Source organism: Azospirillum sp. INR13, from assembly GCF_015390205.1.
GTDB lineage: Bacteria > Pseudomonadota > Alphaproteobacteria > Azospirillales > Azospirillaceae > Azospirillum.
Genome location: NZ_VUOI01000015.1, coordinates 1 through 24,503, shown reverse-complemented (window position 1 = coordinate 24,503; position 24,503 = coordinate 1). Strand labels below are relative to the sequence as shown.

Genomic DNA, 24,503 nt, shown 5'->3' with positions numbered 1-24,503 from the left:
GGACATCCATGCACCTGCTCGCCACCCGCCAGGACGAACTGGACGCTGGCCCCCAGGCGGAAGACCTGGGACAGACGCCGGCCGACCTCGTCATGCTGTCCTTTTCCGACAGCGACCTGACCGCGCTCGCCGCCGCGTGGCGGGCGGGGCGCGAGCGCTTGCCCAGCCTCCGCCTCGCCAACCTCAACCGGCTCGGCCATCCGCTGTCGGTCGATCTCTACGCCGACACCATCGTCGCCAAGGCGAATCTGGTGGTCCTGCGCCTGCTCGGCGGCAGCGGCTATTGGCGCTACGGCCTCGACCGCCTGTCCGCCCTCTGCCGCGAGCGCGGCATCCCGCTCGCCGTGCTCTCCGGCGAGGCGCAGCCCGACCCGAACCTCACCGCCTACGGCACCGTCGCCCCCGACGCCGCCGACCGCCTGTGGCGCTATTTCACCGAGGGCGGCCCGGCAAACATGTCCCATCTGCTGGCCTGCGCCGCCACGCTGGCCGGCACGCCCCTGCCCCATGACGATCCCGCCCCGGTCCCGCGCTTCGGCGCCTATGACGGCTGGACCGCTCCCGCCCCCGCCGATGCCCCGGTCGCCGCGGTGGTTTTCTACCGCTCCCACCTTTTGGCAGGCGACCTCGCCCCGATCCATGCCCTGTGCGACGCGCTGGCCGAGCGTGGACTCAGCCCCCGCCCGCTGTTCGTCGCCAGCCTGAAGGAGCCGGACTGCGCCGCCTGGATGCGCGCCAGCCTGACCGCGCAGAAGGCCGCCGTGGTCGTCAACACCACCGCCTTCTCGGCCGCGCGCGAGGACGGCTCGCCGCTTGAGGCCAACGGCAGCCCGGTCCTGCAGGCCATCCTCGCCACCACGCCGGAAGCCGGCTGGCAGGCCTCGTCACGCGGCCTCGGGCCGTCCGATCTTGCGATGAACGTCGTGCTGCCGGAGATGGACGGCCGCATCATCGCCCGCGCCATCGCCTTCAAGACGGCGGGCGAGCCCGACCCCGACCTGCAATTCGCCGCCCCGGTCCTGCGCCCGATCCCCGACCGGATGGCCTTCACCGCCGACCTCGCGGCAAGCTGGGTCCGCCTGTCCCAAACCGCTCGGGCGGAGCGGCGGCTGGCGCTGGTGCTGTCCGACTATCCCGGCCCAGGCGGCGGCATCGGCCATGCGGTGGGCCTCGACAGCCCGGCCAGCACGGTCGCAATGCTCCATCGCCTGTCGACCGAGAGCTACGGCCTGTCCGCCGTTCCGGACAGTGGCGCCGATCTGATGGCAGCGCTGACCGCCACTCCCAGCCCGACCCTGTCGCTGGACGAGTACGAGTACCTCGCCCCGCCGGAACTGCGTGCCCGCATCGCCGATACCTGGGGCGAGCCGGCCGCCGATCCCGCCTGCCGCGACGGCGCCTTCGCCTTCCGCGTCCTGCCCTGCGGCAACGCCGTGGTTGCGGTGCAGCCCAGCCGTGGTCACGGTGCCCTGACCACCGCCCAGCACCACGACCCCGACACGCCCCCCAGCCACGGCTATCTCGCTTTTACCTGTGGCTCCGCCACATCGCCGGCATCCACGCCCTGGTGCAGATCGGCGCCCACGGCACGCTGGAATGGCTGCCGGGCAAGGCGGTGGCGCTGTCGGCCGATTGCTGGCCGGAGATCGTCGGCGGCGCCCTGCCGACCCTTTATCCCTTCATCGTCAACAACCCCGGTGAGGGCGTGCAGGCCCGCCGCCGCCTCGGCGCCGTGCTGATCGGCCATTTGACCCCGCCGCCGGTGGAGTCCGGCCTCTACGGCGAGCTTGCGGCGCTGGAAACCGCCATCGACGAGTATTCGCAGGCGACCGGGCTCGATCCGCGGCGGCTGGGCATGCTGCGCGAGACGATCCTCGACCTTGCCTGGAAGTCCGGCGTCGCCGCCGACTGCAACCTGCAGCCCGACGACGATCCCGACGCCATCCTGTCGCGGCTGGACGCCCATCTCTGCGACATCAAGGAACTGCAGATCCGCGACGGGCTGCATGTCTTCGGCCACAGCCCGGCCGGCGAGCGCCGCGACCGCCTGACCGCCGCCGTCGCCCGCTCCGCCGATCCGGCCATGGTCGCCGCCGCGGTGGACGCCTGCGGCGAGGCGGAAATGCGGGCGCTGCTCGACGGGCTGGACGGCCGCTTCGTCCGCCCCGGCCCCGGTGGCTCGCCGGCACGCGGGCGGGCGGACACCCTGCCGACCGGGCGGAACCTCTATGCGCTCGACCCGCGCGGCGTGCCGACGCCGACCGCCTGGACGCTCGGCTGGCAGGCGGCGGACGCGCTGATCACCCGCTATCTCCAGGACCATGGCGACTGGCCGCGGCGGCTGGTGGTGGATTGCTGGGGCACCCCCGCCATGCGCACCGGCGGCGACGAACTGGCGCAGGCGCTGGCTCTGCTCGGCGTCCGTCCGATCTGGGAGAACGGCTCCGGCCGCGTCACCGGGTACGAGATCATGCCGGCCGGCGTGCTGGGCCGACCGCGGGTGGATGTGACGCTGCGCATCTCCGGCCTGTTCCGCGACGTCTTCCCGCAGCAGATCGCCCTGTTCGACCAGGCGGTGCGCGCCGTCGCCGGCCTGGACGAGCCGGACGAAACCAACCCGCTGGCCGCCACCGCGCGGGCCGAGGAACAGCGCCTCACGGCGTCCGGCACCGCTGCGGAGGACGCCCGCCGCTGGGCCACCGCCCGCATCTTCGGCGCCGCCCCCGGCGTCTACGGCACCGCGCTGTCCGGCATGATCGCGCGCGGCGACTGGACCGCGCGGGCCGATTTCGGCGCCGCCTATCTGGAGGGCGGCTGCCACGCCTATGGCGCCGGGCTGGAGGGGGTGCCGCTGCCGGCATTGTTCCGCCGCCGGGTGGGTGGGGCCGATGCCCTGGTCCACCACCAGGACCAGCGCGAGCACGACGTGCTGTCCACCGACGGATTCATGCAGTTCGAGGGCGGTTTCGCCGCGGCGGCGGCGCTGGAGGACTCCGAACCGGCGCTCTACCATCTCGACAGCGCCGATCCGGACAAGCTCGCCGTCCGCACGCTGGCGGAGGAGATCGCCCGCACCCTGCGCGGCCGGGCGGCCAATCCGCGCTGGATCCAGGGCATGATGCGCCACGGCTATCGCGGGGCGGCGGAACTGGCGGCCGGCGTCGACACGCTGTTCGCCTTCGCCGCCACCACCGACGCCGTACGTCCCGCCCATTTCGACCAGCTGTATGACGCGTACGTCGAGGATGCGGAGGTGTGGGACTTCCTGTCGCATGCCAATCCGGCGGCTGCCCGGCACATTCTGGCGCGCATGAGCGAGGCGCTCGACCGCGGCCTGTGGCATCCCCGCCGCAACTCCACCGCGGAGGATCTGCGGCGCCTCCGGGAGACCGCCGCATGACGAACCCTGTGCCGACCCAGCCGAGACGGCGCGGCACCTGCCCCGGCGTGCTGGCGCCGATGCAGGTCGGCGACGGGTTCCTGCTGCGCGTCCGCGTCCCCGCCGGCGTGCTGCCCGCCGAACACGCCCGTCGCATCGCCGAACTGGGCGATCGTTACGGCAACGGCCTGATCGACCTCAGCCACCGTGGCAACCTGCAGCTCCGCGGCATTCCCGCCGAGGCGCTGGAGCCGGTGACCGATGCCCTGAGCGCCATGGGCTATGTCTCCGACGATGCAGCGAGCGAGGCTGTGCGCAACGTGCTGTGCTCCCCCACCGCCGGGCTGGACTCCACCGCGTTGATGGACGTACGGGGTGTGGCACGTACGCTCGACGCGCGTCTGGCGGCGGATACGGCTTTGCACCGCCTGCCACCGAAATTCGGCTGGCTGGTCTGCGGCGGCGGGATCGGCCATCTGGCTGGCAGCAGCACGGACGTACGCTTTGACGCGGTGGATACGGAGCGGTTTCGGGTATCCTTGGGCGGGACGTTGGCGAAGGCCGCACCGCTCGGCCTGTGCCGGGCGGAGGACGTTGCGGATGTGGCGTCGGCGCTGGGCCGTGCCTTTCTGGACCTGCGCGCCGAGTTGCCGGAGCCGCCGCGCCGCATGGCCGGTCTGGTCGCCGCGATTGGAATTGAGCCGTTCGCAACGCGCCTCTCCCCGCTGATATCCCCTCCCCCGCCCAGCGGGGGAGGGTCAGGGTGGGGGCAAGTGCCGCACCTCATGGATGTCTTCGGCTCCGCCGAACCCCCTCATCCTAACCTTCTCCCCAGGGGGGAGAAGGGATTCCGCATTGGAGAGGCACCGGCCTTCCTCACCACCGCCTTCCCCTTCGGCCGCCTGACCAGCGCCACCCTATCCGCCCTCGCCGCCGCCTGCGTCGAGTTCCGCATCACCCCCTGGCGCGCCCTGATCCTCGTCGATCCTTCCACGGACGCAGAGCACATCGCCCATGCCCACGGCGCCATCCTGTCGCACACCGACCGCCGGCTGAAGCTGACGGCCTGCAGTGGAGCCGGCGGCTGCGATGTCGGCACCACCGACACCCATGCGACGGCGCTCGCCATCGCCAACCGCGCAGGCCCCTTGCTGGACCATGTGCGAATGGTGCATGTGTCGGGCTGCGCCAAGGGCTGCGCCCATCCCGCTATCGCCGATGTCACCCTGACCGCCCGCGACGGGGAATATGACGTCGCCCTGAACGCCAAACCCGGTGATGCCGCCAGCCATATGCAGGGGCACACCGGCCTGTCCCCCGCCGACGCCGTGGCCCGCGTCGCGGATCTGTTGACCGAGGAGTCCGCCGGTGCCTGAGCCGCTCTACGACTATATCCGCGACGGAGCGGCCATCTACCGCCAATCCTTCGCCACCATCCGGGCGGAGGCCGACCTGTCCGCCATCCCCGACGACCTGAAGCCGGTGGCGGTGCGTGTCATCCACGCCTGCGGCATGGTCGATGCGGCCCAGGACCTGCTGTTCTCCGCCGATGTCGGCACCGCCGCCCGCGCCGCCCTGCGCTCCGGCGCCCCCATCCTCTGCGACAGCGAGATGGTCGCCCATGGCGTGACCCGCGCCCGCCTGCCGGCCGACAACGCGGTGGTCTGCACCTTGCGCGACGCCGCCGTGCCCGATCTGGCGAAGACCATCGGCAACACCCGCTCGGCCGCCGCGCTGGACCTGTGGGGCGACCGGCTGGGCGGATCGGTGGTCGCCATCGGCAACGCACCGACCGCGCTGTTCTACCTGCTGGAGATGCTGGCGGCCGGTGCGCCCAAACCGGCGGCGATCCTGGGCTTCCCCGTCGGCTTCGTCGGCGCGATGGAAAGCAAGGAGGCACTGGCCGAAAACCCCTTCGGCGTCCCCTATCTGGCGATCCGGGGCCGGCGCGGCGGCAGCGCCATGGCCGCCGCCGCCGTCAACGCGCTGGCGAGCGACGTGGAATGAGCGGCGAGACTCTCACCCCCGATCATCCCACCCTGGGCACCCTGTTCGGCGTCGGCGTCGGCCCCGGCGATCCGGAGCTGATGACGCTGAAGGCGGTGCGCACCATCCGCACCTGCCCGGTCGTCGCCTATTTCTGCAAGCGCGGCACCAGGGGGCAGGCCCGCCGCATCGCCGACCAAGCCATCACGCCCGACCAGATCGAGCTGCCGATGGTCTATCCGGTGACGGTGGAACTGCCGCCGACCCACCCGGACTATGGCCGCCAGATCGAGGCCTTCTTCGACGAGTCCGCCGAGCGCATCGCGGCGCATCTCGCCGCCGGCCGCTCCGTCGCCGCGCTGAACGAGGGGGATCCATTCTTCTACGGCTCCTTCATGCATCTTTTCCTGCGGTTGTCCGGCCGGTTTGCGACGGAGGTCATCCCCGGCGTCACCAGCATGGTGTGCAGCGCCTCGCTTCTGCCGCGTCCGCTGATGCTGCGCGACGACGTGCTGTCGGTGATCCCCGGCACGCTGGACGAGGCAGCGCTGGTCCGCGCGCTGACGGCGGCGGACGCCTGCGTGGTGATGAAGCTGGGCCAGAACCTGCCCAAGGTCCGCCGCGCCATCGCCGCCGCCGGGCTGGCCGAGCGGGCGTGGTATGTGGAGCGCGCCAGCATGGACGCACAGCGCTTCATGCCCTTCCTGGAGGCGCCGGACGTCGCCCCCTACTTCTCGCAGATCGTCATTCCGGGCGAGGGCAAGCGCGGATGAACGGCTGGTTGAAAGTTGTTGGATTGGGGCCGGGCCCCGAGGAGTGGCTGACGCCGGAGGCCCGGCGCGATCTGGCCGAAGCGACCGACCTCGTCGGCTATTTCCCCTATGTCGAGCGGGTGCCGCCGGGAAATCAGGTGCGCCACGCCTCCGACAACCGGGTGGAGTTGGACCGCGCCCGTTTCGCGCTCGATCTGGCGGCACAGGGCCGGCGGGTGGCGGTGGTGTCGGGCGGCGATCCCGGCATCTTCGCCATGGCCGCCGCCATCTTCGAGGCGCTCGACGATCCTGACGCGCCGGAGGCTTGGCGCGCGGTGCATCTGTCGGTCGATCCCGGCGTTTCCGCCATGCAGGCCGCCGCCGCGCGGGCCGGGGCGCCGCTGGGGCATGATTTCTGCGCCATTTCGCTGTCCGACAATCTCAAGCCGTGGGATGTGGTGCTGAAGCGCCTGCGTCTGGCGGCGGAGGCGGATTTCGTCATCGCGCTCTACAACCCGATTTCCAAAGCCCGTCCCTGGCAGCTTGGCGCCGCCTTCGACGCCCTGCGCGACATCCGCGCGCCCGAGACCCCCATCGTGCTGGGCCGCGCAATCGGCCGCCCGGACGAGGAGCTGACCGTCACTACGCTGGGCGAAGTGCGGGCGGAGCAGGCGGACATGCGCACGCTGGTCATCATCGGCGCCTCGCACACCCGCTTCGTGGCGCGGGCCGATGGCGGGCGCTGGGTCTACACGCCCCGGCATTATCGGGGGTGAGGATGTGCGTGACGACCAATCCGCCGCGAGTAACCCTCTCCCCCCCGGGGAGAGGGCTGGGTGAGGGGGACGCGCGGCGAGGATTCTGGGGAAGTCACGTGGTGCATCCCCCTCACCCCGACCCTCTCCCCGGGGGGGAGAGGGGGATTCAGCAGGGGAAAGAGTCAGCCCACCCCCTCCAGCCATCCCACCGCCGCATCGACGTCGTGCAGTTCCGCCACACCATTGCCCGCCGGACGCTCCACCATCACCACCGGCAGGCCCAGCGCGCGCGCGGCTTCCAGCTTCGCGTCGGTGGCGCGTCCGCCGCTGTTCTTGCTCACCACCACCTCCACTCCCTCCCCGCGCATCAGCGCCAGTTCGCCCTCCACGGTGAAGGGTCCGCGGTCGAGGATCAGGCTCACGCGCGGCAGGGCCGGCATCGGCTCCGGCGGATCGACGGCGCGGATCAGGTAGCGCTTGTCCGGCACCGCCTCGAAGGCCGCGACCTCCTGCCGGCCGATGGTCAGGAACACGGTGTCGCCCAGGTCGCGCAGCGCCAGCGCCGCAGCGTCCATGTCCGGCACACCGATCCAGCGGTCGCCCGGCCCGGCCACCCAGGCCGGCCGGGTCAGGACACGCAGCGGCACGCCGACCTGTGCACAGGCCGCGGCGGCATTGGCGGAGATCTGCGCCGCGAAGGGATGCGTCGCGTCGATCACCGCCTCGACCCCCTCGGCGCGCAAATAGTCGGTCAAGCCCTCCACCCCGCCGAAACCGCCGATGCGGGTGGGCAGCGGCGGCAGCACCGGGTTCTTCGTCCGGCCGGCCAGCGACACGCAGGCGTCGATGCACGGATGGCCGGCCAGACGCTTCGCCAGCGCCGTCGCCTCCGTCGTGCCGCCCAGGATCAGCACTTTGACCATCAGCGCCTTGACCAACTCCCCCTCCCCACCCGTCAGGATCGGCGCCATGGATAGCATGGGAACGGCCCGCTGGCTCAGCATCGTCGGCATCGGCGAGGATGGCTGGGACGGTTTGCCGCCCGCCGCCCGCGCGGCGGTGGAAGGCGCCACCATCCTCTATGGCGGCGCCCGCCACCTCGATCTCGTGCCGGTCGTTGCCGGACAGGAACGTCTGTCCTGGCCGTCGCCGATGACCGACGCCTTCCCCGGCCTGATCGCGCGGCGCGGGCAGCGGGTCTGCGTGCTGGCGAGCGGCGATCCATCCTGGTACGGGGTGGGCGCCACGCTGTCGCGGCTCGTTCCGGCTGCGGAAACGATGGTGATTCCGGCGGCATCCGCCTTCAGCCTCGCGGCATCCCGGCTCGGCTGGCCCCTGCAGGACTGCCGCTGCCTGACCGTTCATGGCCGTCCGCTGGAGCTGGTCGTTCCGCATCTGCAACCGAACTCCAAGATTCTGCTTCTTTCCTGGGACGGAACGACCCCGGCGAAGCTGGCCGCCCTGCTGCGCGCCCGCGGCTTCGGCGCCTCGCGCCTGACGGTGCTGGAGGCGATGGGTGGACCGCGCGAAGCCCGGCTGGAGGCGACCGCCGACGCCTGGACCGCCGAACAGGTAGCCGACCTCAACACCATTGCACTGGACTGCGTCGCCGCCCCCGGCGCCCGTGTCCTGCCGCTCGCCCCCGGCCTGCCCGACGACTGGTTCGAGCATGACGGCCAGATCACCAAGCGCGAGGTGCGTGCCGTCACCTTGTCCTTCCTGGCGCCGCGCCGGGGCGAGCTGCTGTGGGACGTCGGCGCCGGGTCGGGCTCCATCGGCGTCGAATGGATGCTACGCGACCCCGCCAACCGCGCCATCGCCGTTGAGCACCACCCGGAGCGCATCGACCGCATCCTCGCCAACGCCGCATCCTTCGGCGTTCCCGGCTTGGCTCTGGCGCGCGGCAAGGCCCCGGCAGCGCTGGCCGGGCTCGAGCAGCCGGACGCCATCTTCATCGGCGGCGGCTTGACGGCCGACGGCGTGCTGGCGGCCTGCTGGGACGCCCTGCCCCCCGGCGGCCGGATCGCCGCCAACGCGGTGACGCTGGAAAGCGAGGCGGTGCTGTTCGACGCGCACAAGCGGCTGGGCGGCGAGTTGACCCAGATCGCCGTTGCCCGCGCATCGGCGGTCGGAGGCTTCCGTGGCTGGCGCGCCGCCATGCCGGTCACGCTGTGGCGAGCGGAAAAGCCGCATGGGGAGGGCACATGGACCGCCTGACGCCCGATGCCCTGCTGTTCGGCCCGGTTTTCGTGGGGCTGGGTTGCCGCCGCGGCTGCGGCTGGGAGGAGATCGCCGGTCTGGTCGCCGCCGCCTTCGACGAGGCGGCCCTGCCCGACGCCGCGCGCCAATTGGCGGCGCTGGCCGCCCCGGCGATGAAGGCCGACGAGGCGGGTTTGGCGGAGGCTGCCCGCGCGCTCGGCCTGCCGCTGCGCTTCATCGAGGAGGACGCGATGCTGGCGGCGCAGGACCGCGTCCACACCCGATCATCCACCGTGCTGGCCGCGGTCGGGCTGGCGTCGGTCGCGGAGGCCGCGGCGCTGGCCGCCGCCGGGCCGGGATCGCGCCTGCTGCTGCCGCGCCGCTCCACCCCCCGCGCCACCGTGGCGCTCGCCTTGCCTGCAGTTGCCTTGTCGGAGACCCGTTCATGACCGTCCATTTCATCGGTGCCGGACCGGGCGCTCCCGACCTGCTGACCCTGCGCGGCCGCGACCTGATCGCGCGCTGCCCGGTCTGCCTCTATGCCGGCTCGCTGGTCCCGAAGGAGATCATCGCCCACGCCCCTGCCGACGCCCGCATCGTCGACACCGCGCCGCTGACGCTGGATGAGATCGTCGCCGAGTTCCAGGCCGCCCATGCCGCCGGCCAGGATGTCGCCCGGCTGCATTCCGGCGACCTGTCGGTCTACAGCGCGCTCGGCGAGCAGACCCGCGCGCTGCGTGAACTCGGCATCCCCTACAGCATCACCCCCGGCGTGCCGGCCTTCGCCGCCGCGTCGGCCGCGCTGGGACGGGAGCTGACCCTGCCGGAGGTCAGCCAGACGCTGATCCTGACCCGCACCGAGGGGCGCGCGTCGGCCATGCCGGCGAACGAGACGCTGGAGGTGCTGGGCGCCTCGGGCGCCACGCTGGCGATCCACCTGTCGATCCACGTCATCGACCGGGTGGTGGAGCGGCTGACCCCGCTCTACGGCGCCGACTGCCCGGCTGCGGTGGTCTATCGAGCGACATGGCCGGACGAGCGGGTGCTGCGCGGCACGCTGTCCGACATCGCGGCGCAGGTCGCGGCCTCACCGATGGAACGCACCGCGCTGATCCTGGTCGGCCCGGCGCTGGGCCATGAGGAGTTCCGCTGCAGCGCGCTCTATGACGGCAGCCATGTGCGGCGTTACCGGGGGCTGGGGGAGTGAGCGCTTCCGACGATGCGCCCCTGCCGGTCGGTGACGAGCACCTCGACGGCGACCGGCGCATCCTCCAGCACCTCCTGCGCGGCGCGGCGGGCCAGCTCGGCCACATGGTCGGCCAGCGGCAGGCCGGCGGCATCCGCCATGCCCAGCACCTGCGCCGCCGTGTTGGCGCCGCGCGCTTGCGTGATCAGCTCCGGCCCGGCGCCCATGTCCGCCAACTGCCCGGCCAGCCAGTCGAAATCGACAGCATGGCGCTTGCTGTGCAGATCCATCAGCCCGCGCGCCAGCTTGCCGAACTTGGCGAAGCCGCCGCACAGGGTCAGGCGCGGAATGGGATGCCGGCGCAGGTATTTCAGCGTGCCGCCGACGAAATCGCCCATGTCGATCAACGCCTGTTCCGGCAGGCCATAGCGCGCCGCCACCGCCTTTTCCGACAGATCGCCGGTGCAGGCCGCGACATGGATCAGTCCGGCGGCGCGCGCCACGTCGATGCCGCGCTGGATCGAGGCGATCCAAGCCGCGCAGGAATAGGGCACGACGATCCCCGTCGTCCCCAGGATCGACAGCCCGCCCAGAATGCCGAGCCGGCCGTTCATGGTGCGCTTGGCGAGCTGCTCGCCATTCTCCACCCCGACCTCGACCACCACGTCGGCCGGCTGGCCGGCCGCGGCGGCCGCCTCCCCTACCGCCTGCGCGATCATGCTGCGCGGCACCGGGTTGATCGCCGGTTCGCCGACGGCCAGCGGCAGGCCGGGCAGGGTCACGGTGCCGACGCCGGGACCGGCGCGGAAACTCACGCCGCTGCCGGGCGCGCCGTGCCAGACCCGCGCCCGCACCAGCGCGCCGTGGGTCACATCGGGATCGTCGCCGGCATCCTTGACCACGCCGGCCGCGGTCCAGGGTCCATCCGGCCCCTCCCCCCGCTCCGTCACCGCCAGGGCAAAGGCCGGGGTCTGGCCGCCGGGCAGGGTCACGGCCACCGGATCGGGAAACTCCCGGCCGAACAGAGCTTCGGCAGCCGCCCGCGCCGCAGCAGTGGCGCAGGTTCCCGTCGTCCAGCCGCGGCGCAAGGGTGTAGCATGCTCCGCCATGCCCTCTCCGGCACCGGCACCCTCCGCACCGCCTTCCGTCTTCTCCGAGCCCGAGTCCGCGTTCATGTCGTTTGAGTCGTCCATTCCCGAAAGCGTCCTGGTCCCCTTCGCCCCCGGCAGCGTCTGGCTGGCCGGGTCCGGCCCCCGGCGACCCCGGCCTGCTGACCCTGCTGGCGCTGCAAGGTCTAAGGCAAGCCGACGTCATCGTCCATGACGCGCTGGTCGGCGAACGGATCATGGCGCTCGCCAGCCCGTCGGCAAGGCTGGAGTTCGCCGGAAAGCGCGGCGGCCGCCCCTCCGCCCACCAGGACGACATCACCAACCGCCTGATCGAACTGGCGAAGGAGGGCCACCGCGTCCTGCGCCTGAAGGGCGGCGACCCCTTCGTCTTCGGCCGCGGCGGCGAGGAGGCGCAGGCGCTGGCGGCGGAGGGCATTCCCTTCCGCATCGTTCCGGGCATCACGTCGGGCATCGCCGGCCCGGCCTATGCCGGCATTCCGGCGACCCACCGCGACACCAACCAGGCGGTGATCCTGGCGACCGGCCATTCGCTGGGCGGCGGGCCGGACTGGCGGGCGCTGGCCGCCACCAAGGCGCCGCTGATCCTCTATATGGGCTGGAAGGCGCTGCCGACCATCGCGGCGGAGCTGATGGCCGGCGGTCTGTCCGCCGACACCCCGGTCGGCGTGGTGACGGAGGCGACGACCGCCAACCAGAAGAGCCTCGTCACCAGCCTCGGCACCTGCGTTGCCGATCTGGCGGCCAGCGACCTGGAGCCGCCCGCCATCATCGTGATCGGCGAGGTGGTGCGGCTGCGCCCGGCGCTGGAGTGGCTGCCGGGCCAGATGGCGCTGCAAAATGGCTGATGGCATCATCATCGCCGCCCCGGCATCGGGCACCGGCAAGACGACGCTGACGCTGGGCCTGCTGGCGGCGCTCCGCGCCCGCGGCGTGGCTGTGGGGGCGGTGAAGTCGGGGCCGGACTACATCGACCCGGCCTTCCACCGCGCCGCCACCGGCCGTCCGAGCGTGAACCTCGACACCTGGGCGATGGGGCCGGACCTGCTGGACGGGCTGGCCGCCCGCGCCGCCGAGGGCGCCGACCTGCTGGTCTGCGAGGCGCTGATGGGCCTGTTCGACGGCGTCGCCGGGATCGGCGCCACCGGCACCGGCTCGACGGCGGAGATCGCGGCGCGCACCGGCTGGCCGGTCCTGCTGGTGGTGAACGCCAAGGGACAGTCGCAATCGGCCGCGGCGTTGGTGAAGGGCTTCGCCACCTACCGCGACGACGTGACCATCGGCGGCGTGGTGCTGAACAATGTCGGCAGCCCGCGCCACACCGCACTCGCCGGCAACGCCATCGAGGCGTTGGGCATCCCCTTGCTGGGCGCCCTGCCGCGCGCGCCGGACCTCAGCCTGCCCGAACGCCATCTCGGCCTCGTCCAGGCCGACGAGACGGAGGGGCTGGCCGACCGGCTGACGGCACTCGGCCGCTTCATCGCGGAGCATGTCGATCTCGACCGCGTCGTCGCGCTGGCGAAACCGTCCAAGGCCGGGCACGGCAGCGACGCCCCCGCCCTGCCGCCGCTGGGCCAGCGCATCGCCATCGCGCGGGATGCCGCCTTTACCTTCGTCTATCCGCACCTGACCGCCGGCTGGCAGGCCGCCGGGGCGGAGTTGTGCTTCTTCTCCCCGCTGGCGGACGAAACGCCGCCGGAGGATGCGGACGCCGTCTATCTGCCCGGCGGCTATCCGGAGCTCCATGCCGGCCGCCTCGCCGCCAACCGCCGATTCCGCGACGGGCTGCGCAAGGCGGCGGAGCGGGTGCCGGTCTATGGCGAGTGCGGCGGCTACATGGTGATGGGCGAGACGCTGGAGGATGCCGATGGCGTCACCCACCCGATGACCGGGCTGCTGGGCGTACGCACCTCCTTCGCCAAGCGGCGGCTGCATCTGGGCTATCGCCGCGCGGCTCTGCCGGCCGATGGGCCGCTGGGGCCGGCCGGCACGAAGCTGATGGGGCACGAGTTCCACTATGCCTCGACCCTTGCCCGCGGCGACGACGCACCGCTCCTGAGCGCGACGGCGGCGGACGGCAGCGACCTGGGCGATCTCGGCAGCCGGCGCGGGCTGGCGCTGGGGTCCTTCGTCCACCTGATCGCGCGGGGGTAAGGGGATGGAGGATGACTTCACCCCGGCGGAGCGCGACGCGCTCTACAAGGCGATCTTCTCCCGCCGCGACGTGCGCGGGCAGTTCCGGCCTGATCCGGTGCCGGACGAGGTGCTGACCCGCATCCTGCTGGCCGCGCACCATGCGCCGTCGGTGGGGTTCATGCAGCCGTGGAACTTCATCGTCGTCACCGATCCGGCCGTGAAGTCCCGCATCCACGCCGACTTCACCCGTGCCACCGAGGAAGCGGCGGCAATGTTCGAGGGGGAGCGGCGCAGCCTCTACAGCCGGCTGAAGCTGGAAGGCATCCGCGAGGCGCCGATCAATCTCTGCATCACCTGCGACCGCGAGCGTTCCGGCCCGGTGGTGCTGGGCCGCACCCACATGCCGGCGATGGACCTCTACAGCTGCGTCTGCGCCGTGCAGAATTTGTGGCTGGCGGCAAGGGCGGAAGGGCTGGGGGTCGGCTGGGTCAGCATCCTGCACGAGGACGCGCTGCGGGATGCGCTGGGCATCCCGGAACGCATCGTGCCGATCGCCTATCTCTGCCTCGGCCACGTCACCCATTTCGAAGCGACGCCGGAACTGGAACCAAGGGCTGGCGCAAGCGCCTGCCGCTGGAGGATCTGGTGTTCCGCGACCGCTGGCAGGGGGAGTGAAGAAGGGCAATTGCATTCGACGATCGTTTTCCTTTCCAAGGAAGCCGGTCATCCCCGCGAAGGCGGGGATCCAGGCTTTTCCATCAGAGTCGCCTTGCGAACTCTGGATCCCCGCCTTCGCGGGGATGACGGAAGTCCCTTACAAGGAAAATGGGTCCCATATGCGATTGCCCTAGGGAATGAAGGGACGGGCGCCACCCCCGCGAAGGGATGGCGCCCGCCGCCTGTTCAGCCGATCGGGTTGGCGAACAGGAAGTTTTCCGCCGTCAGGGTGCCGCGGTCGACGCTCATCAGCTTGAGGGTGCTGGTGCTGGTGCTGCCGATGTCGATCGACAGGTCGGCCCCGTTCTGGACGGAGTGGGTCAGCACGTCGTTCAGGCTGGTGAAGCCGGCGACGCTGCGCAGGTCGATGACATCGCCGCCGGTGCCGGCCTGGAAATCGCCGATGCAGTCCCAGCCGTCGGCCGCACCCTGCACGAAGGTATCCCGCCCGGCGCCGCCGACCATGTAGTCGTTGCCGCCGTTGCCGGTGATGGTGTCGTTGCCGCTGCCGCCGGCCAGATACTCCCCGGCCGAGGTCCCGGTGACGATCCGACCGGTGACGCCGCCCGTGGACCCCCCGCCGGTCGAACCACCACCGGTGGAACCGCCGCCCGTGCTGCCGCCGGGAGAGGCTCCAGGCGAAGCATTGAGGAAGGAGAAGTTGGCGGCGGTCAGGCTGCTGCGGGTGACGTTGGCCAGGGTGACGCTGTTGTTGTCGTCGAAACGGACGATGGTGTTGGCGCCCTCCTGGGTGGTGGCGGCCATCACCGCGGTGTAGTCGGTCAGCCCGGCCCAGCCCGCGACGTTCAGCACGTCGCCGCTGCTGCCCGCCTGGAAGTCGGCGACATAGTCCCAGCCGTCGCCGGGCTTGAAGACGAAGCTGTCGCTGCCGGCGCCGCCGACCATGTAGTCGTTGCCGCCATTGCCGGTGATGACGTCGTTGCCGCTGCCGCCGGCCAGATAGTCGCGGGCATCGGTGCCGGTCAGCGTCAGGCCGCCAGTGGAGCCCCCAGTGGAGCCGCCGGGAGTACCGCCGCCAGGAGTCCCACCGCCGGTATCGCCCCCGCCCGTGTTGCCGCCGGTGCCGGCCTGACCCAGCGTGATGGTGTTGCCGGACAGGCTGATGTTCGACGCGGCGAAGCTGCCGGCGATGCGCAGGGTCACGTCGGCCCCGGCGGTGGCGTTCATCCCGATATGGACCAGGGTGACGCCGTTCACCGTCTCCGCCTGGACCTGACCGGCCTGGAGCGTGCCGCCATTGCCGGCGCCCACGCTGCCCGACAGCGACGCACCGGCGATGGCAAAGGCGTCGCCGGTGACCGCGCCGGTGATGCCGGTGAAGCCGTTGGCCTGGGCCGCCGTCATCGTCACGGTGTGGCGCTGGCTGCCGGTCAGGGCCAGCGTCTCGACACTGGTCAGCGTCATGCCGCTGATGTCGATCTTCGGCGACGCGACGTCGTTGTGGTATTCCAGATTGTAGCCGTTGAAGCTGGTCAGATTGTCCGACCGGACCTCCAGCGTGTCGGTGCCGATGCCGCCGTCGAAGCTGACGGTGCCGGCGTCATACTGGCTGACGACGATGTAGCGGTCGTTCCCGGCCTCGCCGAAGATCGTGTCGGCCTGGGTCTGGGTATAGCTGCCGGCGGTGACGATGCCGGCCAGTATGGTGTCGTCGCCGTCGCCGCCATGGACGGTGTCGCGCTCCCAATCGCCCTTCAGCAGGTCGTTGCCGGCATCGCCGTAGATCAGGTCGGCACCGCCGCCGCCGGCCACCGTGTCGTCGCCGAGTTCACCATGCAGCTCGTCGTTGTCGGCGCGGCCATACATCAGGTCGTTGCCGCCGCCGCCGAAGACGCTGTCGTTGCCGTCGCCGGCCTCCAGCGTGTCGTTGCCGGCCCCCGCCATGCTCGACGTCGTTGCCGCCATGGCCCCAGAACCACACCGCGGTGTCGCCCGCCGTCAGGCTGTCGGCATACTCCGAACCGATCCAGCGCTGGATGTTGACGAAGGTATCGCCGGCCGCCTCGCCGGTGTTGTTGGCGCCGTCGGTCAGGTCCAGCGTCAGGCCGGCGGTGGCGTTCTCGTAGGTGACGATGTTGAAGCCGCTGCCGCCGACATAATGGTCGGCGCCCAGCCCGCCATTCATGGTGTCTCCGGCCGCAACGCCGGTGTTGCCGCCGCCGACCAGCGTGTCGTTGCCGGTGCCGCCGACGATGCTGTCGTTGCCGGCCAGCCCGTTGATCGTGTTGCCCCCATTGTCGCCGACCAGCGTGTCGTTGCCCGACGTCGGGGTGCCGCTGTAGGCCAGCCGGTGCGGCCAGGCATCGGCGCCCGCGAAGGGACGGGCCGCCAGGATCGGGCCGGTCACCACGTCGAGATCCCAGGAGCCACCCCGGTCGGCATGGCCGACCGGGTGGCTGGCGGCGGCGACGCGCGCGCCGGTGACGGCTGCCAGACGCTCCACGAAGCGGCGGCCGTTGCCGCCGGCGCCGACATCGCAGGCATGGATCAGGATCTCGGTGCCGGTCGCATCGGGCCAGCGGCGGTCGAACAGGGCGCTGGTGTCGAGCGGCATCGCCCCCAGCTTCACCACGCCCGGCGCGCCATGGGCGATCAGGTGGACCGCGGCCGGACCCGTCTCCAGGGCGTCGGCGAGCAGGCCGAGAGCGTCCTCGTCGGCGGCCACCCGGATCACCGTCACATTCGGCGCGTGCCGGCCGATCAACGCGTCGATATCGGCCAGCCCGGCGTCGGCAAGAATGATCCCGTGCATGAAAACCCCTTTCTGGGGAGTTGTTGGAAATCGTTTTGCGCGTACCGTGATGTACGGGATCCTGCCCAGGCCACAACGCCCAATAAGCTGATCATTCCTTGGGAAGCATCGTGCCCGGCCGGGCGAGCTGATTTCTCCGGAACGGCGAAAGAGTACGGTCACAATCGATTTCGCCGCCCTCCGGCTACTCCGCTTCATGGCGCCGTCTTGCCATTCATTTGCCAAGGCGAGGTAGATGCCGGGTCGTCTACCTCCAATTCGGAGGCATTCGGAGCACCGACTGGCTGAGACCAATTTGTTTGACCTATATCGGATTGCGGCGCATCGTTTCGGTCAGACCTGCAGCGCAACGGAGTGCGCCCGATGTCCCTTCCCGATTCCTTCGCCGCCTTCGTCATCGCCGACGACAACGGCAAGCCCAAGGGCTCCTTCACCACGCTTTCGCCGTCCGATCTGCCGGACCATGAGGTGCTGGTCGAGGTCTCCCATTCCACGGTCAACTACAAGGACGGGCTCGCCGTCACCGGAAAGGCGAAGATCGCCCGCAAGCTGCCGATGGTGGCGGGGATCGATCTCGCCGGCACGGTGGTCGAGTCGCGCTCGCCCGACTGGAAGGCCGGCGACCGGGTGGTGGTCAACGGCTGGGGCCTGTCGGAGACGCAGTGGGGCGGCTACAGCCGCTATCAGCGGGTGAAGCCGGAGTGGCTGACCCGGCTGCCCGACGCCTTCACGCCGGAACAGGCGATGGGGATCGGCACCGCCGGCTACACGGCGGCGCTGTGCGTCGACGCGCTGGAACGCTGGGGCGCGATCCGGCCCGGTGGCGGGGAGGTGCTGGTCACCGGTGCGGCCGGCGGCGTCGGATCGGTGGCGGTCGCCCTGCTGGCCAAGCGCGGCTATGCCGTCACCGCCTCCACCGGGCGGCCGGAGACGCACGAGTATCTGCGCGGCCTTGGCGCCGGCGGCTTCATCGACCGCGCCACCCTGCTGGAAAAGGGAGCGCCCCTGCAGAAGGAGCGCTGGGCCGGCGGCGTCGATGCGGTGGGCGGCCCGACGCTGGTCAACGCCCTGGCGCAGACGGTGTGGGGCGGGGCCATCGCCGCCTGCGGGCTGGCCGGTTCGTCCGACCTGCACGGCACGGTGCTTCCGCACATCCTGCGCAGCGTGACGCTGATCGCATCGATTCGGTGATGGCCCCGGCCGACCGCCGCGCGTCGGCCTGGGAAAGGCTGGCCCGCGACCTCGACCCCGTCCACCTGGGCGCGATGTACGAGGTCCATCCCTTCGCCGACCTGCCGGCGCTGGGCCAACGCATCCTGGCCGGCCGGATCCGCGGCCGGGTGGTGCTGGACCTGACCGCCTGAGTACGAACCGCCCCGAGCCTGACCCTCCTCAGCCTGACCGAAACGAAACGGGCGGATGAAGCACCCCGCGAGGTGCCGCATCCGCCCGTTTTCGTCACGAGAAGCAATACCGGTGGCGTCGTGTTGCGCCCTTGCCGTTTCCGGCGGTCAGTTCGCGAACATGCGCGGCAGGAACAGCGAGATTTCCGGGACGTAGGTGACGAGGCCGAGGGTGACGATGCAGGCGATGTAGAAGGGCCAGATGGTCCGCACAGCCTGCATGATCGGGATTCTGCCGACGGCACAGCCGACGAAGAGGACCGCACCGACCGGCGGCGTGCACAGCCCGATGCCGAGGTTCAGGACCAGGATCACGCCGAAGTGGACCGGATCCATGCCGAAGGCGGTGATGACCGGCAGGAAGATCGGCGTGGTGATGATGATGAGCGGCGACATGTCCATGAAGCAGCCCAGAACCATCAGCACGAGGTTGATCAGCAGGAAGATGACCAGCGGGTTGTCGCTGATGTTCTGCATCAGGTGGACCATGGCGGTCGGGACCTGCAGCAGGGCCAGCAGCCAGCCGAAGGAGGCGGCGGCGCCGATGACCAGCAGCACCATCGCCGTGGTCCGGGCGGCACCCATGGTGGCCGCGACGAAATCGCCCCAGCTCATGCTGCGGTAGATGACGAGCGTCACCAGCAGGGCATAGGCCACCGCGATCATCGAGCTTTCGGTCGCGGTGAAGATGCCGGAGCGGACACCGCCGACGATGATGGCGATCAGCGCCAGGCCGGGGATCGCATTCACGAAGATGCGGCCGACGGCATCCCAGCCGGGGAACGGGTCGGACGGATAGTTCCGCTTGCGCGCCACATAGTAGGCGGCGGCCATCAGCGAGCAGGCGAGCAGCAGGCCCGGCAGGATGCCGGCGGTGAACAGGTCGGCGATGGAGATCGTGCCGCCGGCCGAGATCGAGTAGATGATCATGTTGTGGCTGGGCGGGATCATCAGCGCGATGATGGAAGCGGTCACCGTGACGTTGACCGCATAGTCGACATCGTAGCCACGCTTCTTCATCTGCGGGATCATCAGGCCGCCGACCGCGGAGGCCTCGGCCACCGCCGACCCCGACACGCCGCCGAAGAAGGTGGAGGCGGTGACGTTCACCAGGCCCATGCCGCCACGGTAGTGGCCGACCATGGCCGCCGCCAACCGCACCAGCTTCTCGGCGATGGCGCCGCGGACCATCAGTTCGCCGGCATAGATGAAGAAGGGGATCGCCATCAGCGCGAAGACGTTCATGCCGGACGCCATGCGCTGGAAGACGATGAGCGGCGGCATGCCCATGTACACGATGGCCGCCAGCGAGGAGATGCCGAGCACGAAGGCGATCGGCACGCCCAGGAACAGCAGCACCACGAAGGTGCCGAAGAGGACGGTGAGTTCCATGACCGGGATTCCTTAGTCGGCTTGCTGCTCGGCGGTGCTGTGCTGCGCATGCGCCTGGGCCAGGGCTTCGGACCCGGACTGGGCGCGGCGCTCGACCAGCAGGAGCAGCGTGCGCTCGATCGAGAAGAGAGCGATCAGCACGCCGGACACGACGAGCGGGAGGTAGGTGAAGGCTTCGGGAATGTTGAGCACCGGAATGATGGCGCTCCAGGTACCCAGGACCAGCTCAAGACCATAGTAGGCCATGGCGACACCGAAGCAGCCGACGACCAGGAAGCTGGCAATGTCCATGCAGACACGTACGATCTCAGGCACGATATCGCGGATCAGATCGAGCCCGAGGTGGAAGCGCTCACGAACCCCCACCGCTGCGACCAGCAGAATGAACCACAGCATCAGCAACAGCGACACCGGTTCGGTCCACGAGGGACTGTCGTTGAGAATGAAGCGGCCCCAGACCTGCCAGCCGACGGCGGCGGTCATGAGGACCAGACCGGTGCCGCCGACCCACAACGCGATGCGGGTGAGGACGTCCAGCAGTCCGGAGAGGGTATAGAGCGCGGCTTTCATGTCAATCTCCGCACGGAGGTGACCGCGCCGGAGCGAGCCCGGCGCGGCGCTGTGGGTGTTACTGAACGGCGCGGATGCGGGCGACCAGGTCCTTCATCTTCGCGTCGGTCACATGCTTGGCGTAGACCGGCTCGACGGCCTTCTCGAACTCGTCCTTGGACAGCTTGGTCACTTCGACGCCGGCCTTGACGACGATCGCCTCGGATTCCTTCTCCTTGGCCGTCCACAGCTCACGCATCTTGAGGACCGATTCCTTGGCGGCCTTGCGGATGATCTGCTGGTCTTCCTTCGACAGCTTGTCGTAGCTGCGCTTGGACATCACCAGCGCCTCCGGCACCATCGCGTGCTCGGTCAGCGAGATGTACTTGGCAACCTCGTAGTGGTGGGAGCTCTGGTAGCTCGGCCAGTTGTTCTCGGCACCGTCGACGACGCCGGTCTGCAGGCCGCTGTAGACCTCGCCGTAGGGCATCGGGGTCGGGTTGCCGCCCATCGCCTTGACCGTGTCGATGAACAGGTCGGACTGCTGCACGCGCAGCTTCATGCCCTTCAGGTCGGCCATCGACTTCACCGGCCGCTTGCTGTTGTAGAAGCTGCGGGCGCCGGAGTCGTAGAAGGCGAGGCCGATCAGGCCATGCTGTTCGAAGGAGGCCAGGATCTCGTCGCCGATCGGGCCGTCCATCACCTTGTGCATGTGGTCGACCGAACGGAACAGGAAGGGCAGCGCCGCGACGCGGGTGGCCGGAATGATGTTGTTCAGCGGAGCCATGCTGATCCGGTTCATGTCGATGACACCGAACTGGGTCTGCTGGATGGTGTCCTTCTCGTCGCCGAGCTGGCCCGACGGGAACACCTTGATGCCCATGCGGCCCTTGGTCTCGCGGTTGACGATCTCACCCATGTACTTGACGGCCTCGACCGTCGGGTAGCCGTCGGGATGGACTTCGGCGGAACGCAGGGTGACCTGCTGGGCCTGCGCGACCGTCATGCCGGCGATCAGGGCGACGGCGGTGGACGCCAGCAGCTTCACGATTGACTTCATGGTCGACTCCTCACTTCAGGTTGTTATGGCCGCCAAGCCGAAGCCGGCGCGCTCGATTGATGTTCCGGGTCAGGTCCCCTGGCATTCACAGCATCGCCAGGATGACAGCGTCCATGCATGTAGCGAAATGACCAAGATCAAATTATTCGGAACCAAGATATACCAAACCAGTGAATTTACGGATTTCGTACATCGCAGCGCTATTATCCCAGCTTCCAAATAAAGGCCCCTGATTTTACATCCAATCCGACGCAGAATCTGTCGGGTTGGCGGTTCAGTGGCCTGGATATTCTTTTACGAGAGTGCCGCCGATATGATTTTGCCACCTCTCCTTGCGATGGCATCAACCCGATTGCAGAACATGCGGCTGCCGATGAGCGGGGTCCTGCCAACAATTATATTAATATATAACCTCGCCGCACAAGCCCGAATCGTGAGCCGGAACCGTCCTGGACGCCATGTCCGAAGATGACCGAAACGCGAGGCGCCGCAAGCTTTGCCGGCTGGCGATTGCTTCATCGGTATGCGGCCTCGATGGTTGGACGTTGCGCTGGAAACCCTTGACACCGCTCGTGCGGCCGGATTGCCGGACGCACCGGGTCAGGCATCCGGGCTTCGTGTATTCTAGTATATCAGAAGTCCGCGGCTTGGCTCCATAAGTCTCTTCGCCGACCGAAGACAAAGTGTCACAGGGGAGGCGATCGAGTCTCCGGGCCTCGCCGCCCTCGGCAGCATTTTGCAGTGCAGCAAGATTTCTGTGGCTGTTTCCGCCGCGCGCTGCGCTGTTGCCCTTTCTTCACGGCAAGACCGTGAAGATACGCACTGACCGTCAGTGTAATCTTTCAAAGTCCTTCAACAGAGAACCGAGCAGATCAAGGATCTCTTCTCTGGCAATGGAAATAACAGCGCTACGATGCGCGGGAACTCTGTGATCATACAAAACGACGGCGCCTTGAAACACAGATAATAGCGCTGCGCTGCGATGCAGCATGATGTCCGCAGCCATGCGATATGCATGCATCGTCTTGAGGCGCCCGCATGACCATAATCACCTACAGAACGTCGGCGCCTATCCGATCCAAGACGGAAAACCGGATAGCGTGCCCATCAAACAAATTCATGGAGCAAGACTATGAACAACTACCAGCCGATCTCCTCCTGGTCTCTTCCCTCCGCGTCGGAGATCAAGTCCATTCAGGACGAAGCGGCCACCATGCGCGCGCAATTCATGCGCGGCCTCGTCCGCCGGCTGCTCTCCAGCCGCTCCTGACGGCGGCGCCCTGCGGCAGGACTGCGGGAAGCGACCTTGCGGGGCCGCGGATCGGGCGCGGCACGCGCACCCGATCCGCCGATATCCGCGCCCCTGCCGGTCGGGCGTGGCCGTTCAAGCGTGGCCGTTCAAGCGTGGCCGTTCACCAGGGGCCACACTTCCATCGTGCCGCGGTAGATCATGTCCAGCGCCACGTAGAGGATGATGATCAGGCCGACATAGGCCAGCCAGCGGTGCTTCTGCAGCACGCGGGCGATCACGCTGGCGGCGAGGCCCATCAGGGCGATGGACAGGGTCAGGCCGATGACGAGCACCCCCAGATGCTCGCGCGCGGCGCCGGCCACCGCCAGCACGTTGTCGAGCGACATCGACACGTCGGCGACCACGATCTGCCACACCGCCTGCCCCAGCGTCTTGCGCGGTCCGGAGTCCACGCCGCCGTCATTCTCCAGCGCGTCGACCGCCTGGTCCTCCTCCTGGGCCATGCGCAGTTCGCGCCACATCTTCCAGCACACCCACAGCAGCAGCACGCCGCCGGCCAGCAGAAGCCCGATGACCTGGAGAAGCTGGGTGGTGACCGCCGCAAATGCGATGCGCAGCACCGTGGCGGCCAGGATGCCGATCAGGATGGCCTTGCCGCGCTGTTCCCGCGGCAATCCGGCAGCGGCCAGACCGATGACGATGGCGTTGTCGCCGGCCAGCACCAGGTCGATCATGATGACCTGAAGCAGCGCCAGAAGCGCCTCGGTGGTGAATAGCTCCATCATTGAGCGGACGTCCTCGCATCACCTTGACTGTGGGTGGAGGGGCCGCGCGAGAGCTGTCGGAACCGGCCGGGTCATGCCGTGGGCGTCGACGGGGCATTGGTCGGAGGCACGGGGCGCGGGCCGCTCCATAACGATCCCAGTCCGACATCACAACCGGAGAGGTTGTCAGAGGGGCCCGGCCTGGTCTTGGCGCTTTACGCCAATGGCGTGGTTTCCGCAAGGCTGCGAGCCATGCGGTCGCGGCGATGCGGCCGGACGCCGGGGTCAGGGCTCTGCCAGTTCCACGACCTTGCCGCCGGCGGCGGCGTCCAGCATGGCCTCGATCAGGCGATGGACCTTCAGCGCCTCGCGCCCGTCCACCCGCGGCCGGCGTCCCTCGTCGAGGGCGTCGAGGAAGTCGGTCAGCACGGCCCGGTGATGCTGGTGCGAGAAGGCCATCGGGTCGGCCCCGCCGCCCAGCGTGGCGCCGTCCTCACCGGCGAGGATGCGCTCGCCGCCGACCAGCTGCACCTCCAGCTGGTCGCCGGACAGCACGGCCGACCCGCCGGTGCCGGCGATCTCGATCCGCTCCGGATAGCCGGGATAGGCGGCGGTGGTGGCGTCGATGCTGGCCAGCATCCCGTCGCCGTAGCGGAGCGCGGCGGCGACCACATCCTCCGTATCCATGCTTTTATCCATGCCCGTGGCCGGGCTGCGCAGCACGCTGGTGGCGGCGAAGCCGGCGACCCGCTCCGGCAGGCCGAGCAACCCGACGAAGGCGTCCAGCGTGTGGATCGCCTGGGTCAGCAGCACCCCGCCGCCGTCGCGCGCCTTCATGCCGCGGCCGGGCTGGGCGTAGTAGGCGGCGTCGCGCCACCAGCGCACCGACACCGCCGCCGACAGCGGCCGGCCCAGCACGCCGTCGCGCATCAGCCCGGCCAGCCGCTCCACCGAGGCGCGGAAGCGGTGCTGCAGCACGACGCCCAGCGTCAGCCCGGCCGCCTCCATCGCCGAGACCACGGCGCGCGCGCCCTCCGGCGTGGCGTCCAGCGGCTTTTCCAGCAGCACAT

At 69.8% G+C, this 24,503-nt stretch carries 20 protein-coding genes and 3 pseudogenes; 13 read left to right on the top strand and 10 right to left on the bottom strand.

What is annotated here, in order from left to right; all coding sequences use genetic code 11:
- The first annotated feature begins 8 nt into the window (after window positions 1-8).
- The 5 genes and pseudogenes from cobN to cobJ all read left to right on the top strand — a co-directional run bounded on the left by cobN (window position 9) and on the right by cobJ (window position 6,893).
- A pseudogene (gene cobN, locus F1643_RS12775) lies at window positions 9-3,400 on the top strand (cobaltochelatase subunit CobN).
- Window positions 3,397-4,755, top strand: coding sequence for a precorrin-3B synthase (gene cobG / locus F1643_RS12770; RefSeq protein WP_194913547.1), 1,359 nt, complete (start codon window positions 3,397-3,399; stop codon window positions 4,753-4,755). The pseudogene cobN and the gene cobG overlap by 4 nt, the downstream one beginning before the upstream one ends.
- Window positions 4,748-5,386: a precorrin-8X methylmutase gene (locus F1643_RS12765; protein ID WP_194913546.1), complete on the top strand. Its 639-nt coding sequence runs from the start codon at window positions 4,748-4,750 to the stop codon at window positions 5,384-5,386. The genes cobG and F1643_RS12765 overlap by 8 nt, the downstream gene beginning before the upstream one ends.
- Window positions 5,383-6,138 (top strand): precorrin-2 C(20)-methyltransferase, encoded by a 756-nt coding sequence (locus tag F1643_RS12760; protein ID WP_194913545.1) that lies wholly within the window; start codon window positions 5,383-5,385, stop codon window positions 6,136-6,138. The genes F1643_RS12765 and F1643_RS12760 overlap by 4 nt, the downstream gene beginning before the upstream one ends.
- Complete coding sequence (gene cobJ / locus F1643_RS12755; RefSeq protein WP_194913544.1) at window positions 6,135-6,893, top strand: precorrin-3B C(17)-methyltransferase; 759 nt, start codon at window positions 6,135-6,137, stop codon at window positions 6,891-6,893. Before F1643_RS12760 ends, cobJ begins: the two co-directional genes overlap by 4 nt.
- 164 nt (window positions 6,894-7,057) lie before the next feature.
- Here cobJ and F1643_RS12750 read toward each other — a convergent pair whose 3' ends face one another.
- Window positions 7,058-7,798 carry a cobalt-precorrin-6A reductase gene (locus F1643_RS12750; RefSeq protein WP_194913611.1) on the bottom strand — a complete coding sequence of 247 codons (741 nt, stop codon included), beginning with the start codon at window positions 7,796-7,798 and terminating at the stop codon, window positions 7,058-7,060.
- A 55-nt stretch (window positions 7,799-7,853) separates the two neighbouring features.
- Here F1643_RS12750 and cbiE point away from each other — a divergent pair, with 55 nt between their 5' ends.
- From cbiE to cobM, 3 genes are read left to right on the top strand one after another with little or no spacing between them, the layout of a single operon-like run.
- Complete coding sequence (cbiE, locus tag F1643_RS12745) at window positions 7,854-9,092, top strand: precorrin-6y C5,15-methyltransferase (decarboxylating) subunit CbiE (protein WP_194913609.1); 1,239 nt, start codon at window positions 7,854-7,856, stop codon at window positions 9,090-9,092.
- A complete protein-coding gene (locus F1643_RS12740; protein WP_194913543.1) occupies window positions 9,080-9,523 on the top strand; it encodes a cobalamin biosynthesis protein in 444 nt (147 codons plus the stop codon). Before cbiE ends, F1643_RS12740 begins: the two co-directional genes overlap by 13 nt.
- Window positions 9,520-10,281 carry a precorrin-4 C(11)-methyltransferase gene (gene cobM / locus F1643_RS12735; protein ID WP_194913542.1) on the top strand — a complete coding sequence of 254 codons (762 nt, stop codon included), beginning with the start codon at window positions 9,520-9,522 and terminating at the stop codon, window positions 10,279-10,281. The genes F1643_RS12740 and cobM overlap by 4 nt, the downstream gene beginning before the upstream one ends.
- Here cobM and F1643_RS12730 read toward each other — a convergent pair.
- Complete coding sequence (locus F1643_RS12730) at window positions 10,260-11,369, bottom strand: cobalt-precorrin-5B (C(1))-methyltransferase (protein WP_194913607.1); 1,110 nt, start codon at window positions 11,367-11,369, stop codon at window positions 10,260-10,262. The genes cobM and F1643_RS12730 overlap by 22 nt on opposite strands.
- Before the next feature lie 71 nt (window positions 11,370-11,440).
- Between F1643_RS12730 and cobA the strand changes: the two genes are divergently transcribed.
- The 3 genes and pseudogenes from cobA to bluB all read left to right on the top strand — a co-directional run.
- Window positions 11,441-12,235 carry a uroporphyrinogen-III C-methyltransferase gene (gene cobA, locus F1643_RS12725; protein ID WP_255542723.1) on the top strand — a complete coding sequence of 265 codons (795 nt, stop codon included), beginning with the start codon at window positions 11,441-11,443 and terminating at the stop codon, window positions 12,233-12,235.
- Entirely contained in the window at window positions 12,228-13,541 is a 1,314-nt protein-coding gene (locus F1643_RS12720; RefSeq protein WP_194913541.1) for a cobyrinate a,c-diamide synthase, read from the top strand. The genes cobA and F1643_RS12720 overlap by 8 nt, the downstream gene beginning before the upstream one ends.
- Window positions 13,542-13,545: 4 nt before the next feature.
- Window positions 13,546-14,073: pseudogene (gene bluB / locus F1643_RS12715) on the top strand (5,6-dimethylbenzimidazole synthase); the annotation flags it as partial.
- Between the two features lie 353 nt (window positions 14,074-14,426).
- Here the strand turns inward: bluB and F1643_RS21715 are convergent.
- Together F1643_RS21715 and F1643_RS24240 are read right to left on the bottom strand one after the other, a co-directional pair.
- Window positions 14,427-16,145 (bottom strand): calcium-binding protein, encoded by a 1,719-nt coding sequence (locus F1643_RS21715; RefSeq protein WP_206692477.1) that lies wholly within the window; start codon window positions 16,143-16,145, stop codon window positions 14,427-14,429.
- Complete coding sequence (locus tag F1643_RS24240; RefSeq protein ID WP_304488774.1) at window positions 16,030-17,013, bottom strand: DUF4347 domain-containing protein; 984 nt, start codon at window positions 17,011-17,013, stop codon at window positions 16,030-16,032. The genes F1643_RS21715 and F1643_RS24240 overlap by 116 nt, the downstream gene beginning before the upstream one ends.
- Window positions 17,014-17,376: 363 nt before the next feature.
- Here F1643_RS24240 and F1643_RS12705 point away from each other — a divergent pair.
- Window positions 17,377-18,377: pseudogene (locus tag F1643_RS12705) on the top strand (MDR family oxidoreductase).
- Window positions 18,378-18,524: 147 nt separating this feature from the next.
- On the opposite strand, the gene F1643_RS12700 reads toward F1643_RS12705, so the two are convergent.
- The 4 genes from F1643_RS12700 to F1643_RS12685 form a co-directional block, all read right to left on the bottom strand.
- Entirely contained in the window at window positions 18,525-19,808 is a 1,284-nt protein-coding gene (locus tag F1643_RS12700; RefSeq protein WP_194913539.1) for a TRAP transporter large permease, read from the bottom strand.
- Between the two features lie 12 nt (window positions 19,809-19,820).
- Complete coding sequence (locus F1643_RS12695; protein WP_194913538.1) at window positions 19,821-20,378, bottom strand: TRAP transporter small permease; 558 nt, start codon at window positions 20,376-20,378, stop codon at window positions 19,821-19,823.
- A gap of 58 nt (window positions 20,379-20,436) precedes the next feature.
- Window positions 20,437-21,417, bottom strand: coding sequence for a TRAP transporter substrate-binding protein (locus F1643_RS12690; RefSeq protein WP_194913537.1), 981 nt, complete (start codon window positions 21,415-21,417; stop codon window positions 20,437-20,439).
- An 829-nt stretch (window positions 21,418-22,246) separates the two neighbouring features.
- Window positions 22,247-22,423, bottom strand: coding sequence for a hypothetical protein (locus F1643_RS12685; protein ID WP_194913536.1), 177 nt, complete (start codon window positions 22,421-22,423; stop codon window positions 22,247-22,249).
- 126 nt (window positions 22,424-22,549) lie between these two features.
- On the opposite strand from F1643_RS12685, the gene F1643_RS12680 reads away from it, so the two are divergent.
- Window positions 22,550-22,687 carry a hypothetical protein gene (locus F1643_RS12680; RefSeq protein ID WP_194913535.1) on the top strand — a complete coding sequence of 46 codons (138 nt, stop codon included), beginning with the start codon at window positions 22,550-22,552 and terminating at the stop codon, window positions 22,685-22,687.
- Window positions 22,688-22,815: 128 nt separating this feature from the next.
- On the opposite strand, the gene F1643_RS12675 is transcribed toward F1643_RS12680, so the two are convergent.
- Window positions 22,816-23,454, bottom strand: coding sequence for a TerC family protein (locus F1643_RS12675; RefSeq protein ID WP_194913534.1), 639 nt, complete (start codon window positions 23,452-23,454; stop codon window positions 22,816-22,818).
- A gap of 264 nt (window positions 23,455-23,718) precedes the next feature.
- The coding region (locus F1643_RS12670) for a Gfo/Idh/MocA family protein (RefSeq protein WP_194913533.1) at window positions 23,719-24,503 on the bottom strand (785 nt) is incomplete at its 5' end.

Excerpts from the sequence above, each read along its gene's own strand:
- F1643_RS12695 (WP_194913538.1), bottom strand. The coding sequence starts at position 20,378 with ATGAAAGCCGCGCTCTATACCCTCTCCGGACTGCTGGACGTCCTCACC.
- F1643_RS12750 (WP_194913611.1), bottom strand. The coding sequence starts at position 7,798 with ATGGTCAAAGTGCTGATCCTGGGCGGCACGACGGAGGCGACGGCGCTG.
- F1643_RS21715 (WP_206692477.1), bottom strand. The coding sequence starts at position 16,145 with ATGGCGGGGGCCGGCAACGACACGCTGGAGGCCGGCGACGGCAACGAC.
- F1643_RS12740 (WP_194913543.1), top strand. The coding sequence starts at position 9,080 with ATGGACCGCCTGACGCCCGATGCCCTGCTGTTCGGCCCGGTTTTCGTG.
- cbiE (WP_194913609.1), top strand. The coding sequence starts at position 7,854 with ATGGGAACGGCCCGCTGGCTCAGCATCGTCGGCATCGGCGAGGATGGC.
- F1643_RS12690 (WP_194913537.1), bottom strand. The coding sequence starts at position 21,417 with ATGAAGTCAATCGTGAAGCTGCTGGCGTCCACCGCCGTCGCCCTGATC.
- F1643_RS12730 (WP_194913607.1), bottom strand. The coding sequence starts at position 11,369 with ATGGCGGAGCATGCTACACCCTTGCGCCGCGGCTGGACGACGGGAACC.
- F1643_RS12680 (WP_194913535.1), top strand. The coding sequence starts at position 22,550 with ATGAACAACTACCAGCCGATCTCCTCCTGGTCTCTTCCCTCCGCGTCG.
- F1643_RS12720 (WP_194913541.1), top strand. The coding sequence starts at position 12,228 with ATGGCTGATGGCATCATCATCGCCGCCCCGGCATCGGGCACCGGCAAG.
- cobM (WP_194913542.1), top strand. The coding sequence starts at position 9,520 with ATGACCGTCCATTTCATCGGTGCCGGACCGGGCGCTCCCGACCTGCTG.
- F1643_RS12675 (WP_194913534.1), bottom strand. The coding sequence starts at position 23,454 with ATGATGGAGCTATTCACCACCGAGGCGCTTCTGGCGCTGCTTCAGGTC.
- F1643_RS12685 (WP_194913536.1), bottom strand. The coding sequence starts at position 22,423 with ATGGCTGCGGACATCATGCTGCATCGCAGCGCAGCGCTATTATCTGTG.
- F1643_RS12760 (WP_194913545.1), top strand. The coding sequence starts at position 5,383 with ATGAGCGGCGAGACTCTCACCCCCGATCATCCCACCCTGGGCACCCTG.
- F1643_RS12700 (WP_194913539.1), bottom strand. The coding sequence starts at position 19,808 with ATGGAACTCACCGTCCTCTTCGGCACCTTCGTGGTGCTGCTGTTCCTG.
- F1643_RS24240 (WP_304488774.1), bottom strand. The coding sequence starts at position 17,013 with ATGCACGGGATCATTCTTGCCGACGCCGGGCTGGCCGATATCGACGCG.
- cobG (WP_194913547.1), top strand. The coding sequence starts at position 3,397 with ATGACGAACCCTGTGCCGACCCAGCCGAGACGGCGCGGCACCTGCCCC.
- cobJ (WP_194913544.1), top strand. The coding sequence starts at position 6,135 with ATGAACGGCTGGTTGAAAGTTGTTGGATTGGGGCCGGGCCCCGAGGAG.